Raw genomic sequence first — 1,517 nt, forward strand, 5'->3', positions numbered from 1 at the left:
GAACAGCGGTTCACTCTTCAATACAATGCAAAAAGCAGTGTGATTTTTTTAGGAATCCACTGCTTTTTACAAATGTGTATACATGATTTTTTGGTCTAAGTACTTCGAAAAAGAACCAATTAGCATTACCCAACGGCTTTTTCTTTTGTTTTATCCCCCTGTTTTTGCTTCCGTAAGCTTGTGATGTAAATGAAAAGAAAAGCGATAAGTAATAGAGAGGAATATCGATATACAGTTGCATAGTTGGTAAAGTGTGCAATGAATCCAAAAATAATCGCTCCAGCACCAATTCCAAGATCAAATGCTGAGAAGAATGTTGCTGTTGCTACTCCTCTCCGGTGCGGTGCTACTCGATCAATCATCCACGCTTGTAGTGCCGGTTGAATTGCTCCGAAACCACTGCCGTAGCACGCTGCGGCAATAATTAAACTCGGAATTGTAGTTGTATACGATAGCAAGATAATACCTGTAAACGTAATAATAACTCCTGGAATGATGACGAATGTATGGCCTTTCGTATCATATAATCTTCCAGAAAACGGACGAGTTACAGCGATTGCAAGTGCGTTAAATAAAAAGAAGAGACTGATATCAGCAATCCCGACTTCTGTAGCAAATAATGTGATAAAGCTCCCAATTCCCCCGTACATTAATGTAATACATAATATTAATAGTGAAGGAAGTAAAGCTTTACGCTCAATAAACCCATCGAGAAAGGTACCAGATGTTTGCTGTGGTGGTTGCGGCGATTTTTTGATTTGAAGTAGTTTCGTTAATATTAATGAAACTATTGTGCATGAAAGTGCACATAAAAAAAGAATCGTGAAGTTATATGCTTGCATAAGCCAAATTCCGATAAGCGGACCGAGCGCCATGGCGATAGTTCCAGAAAGACCGAAATACCCCATGCCTTCACCGCGGCGAGCTTGCGGAATTAAGTCTGAAACGACAGTTCCGTATGTAGTCGTTGTAATACCAAAACCAGCTCCGTGTAAAATTCGAACGGCAAGCAATAGGAAAACGGTTGAAGCGAAAAGATAACTGCCCATAGCGAGTAAACAAATAGCGGTACCGATCATTAAAATGATTTTTTTGTTGAATTTCTGCAAGGCATTTCCAGTTAGCGGCCTAATAAAAAGTGCTGCAACGGTAAACATGCCGACAACGAATCCGATATTTGAACTTGTGCCCCCAATTTCTTTCACATAAACAGGTAAAGTTGGAATTAACATTTGAAATCCTAAAAACATACATAAGTTTGCTAAAATTAGCGCAATAAACTCTTTTGTCCATAACGGTTCTCGTTTTACGAGTACTGCCTCTCCCATATATTCATCCCCTATATAAAAGTTTTCTCTRTTCTTTCGAGTATATGTATTGGTCAACRTAACAGTCAAGGAAGGTGYCTTGAAARCGKATAACAATTTTYSAGGYGAAAAAACTGACAAATTTGTGTAAAAGCTACACAACTATGAAAAAAAGATGTAAAGTATAGATGTATAGACTAGTAGTTGTTA

1 protein-coding gene is annotated in these 1,517 nt (G+C 38.2%); it reads right to left on the reverse strand.

Going from position 1 to position 1,517, the window contains the following annotated elements; all coding sequences use genetic code 11:
* Positions 1-125 precede the first annotated feature (125 nt).
* Complete coding sequence (locus AC1DJR_RS29450; RefSeq protein WP_429687696.1) at positions 126-1,328, reverse strand: MFS transporter; 1,203 nt, start codon at positions 1,326-1,328, stop codon at positions 126-128.
* Positions 1,329-1,517: the final 189 nt, after the last annotated feature.

This window comes from Bacillus sp. 05T31 (assembly GCF_056396725.1).

What these genes read in the sequence shown, in the direction of transcription:
- AC1DJR_RS29450 (WP_429687696.1), bottom strand. Translation starts at nt 1,328, where the DNA reads ATGGGAGAGGCAGTACTCGTAAAACGAGAACCGTTATGGACAAAAGAG.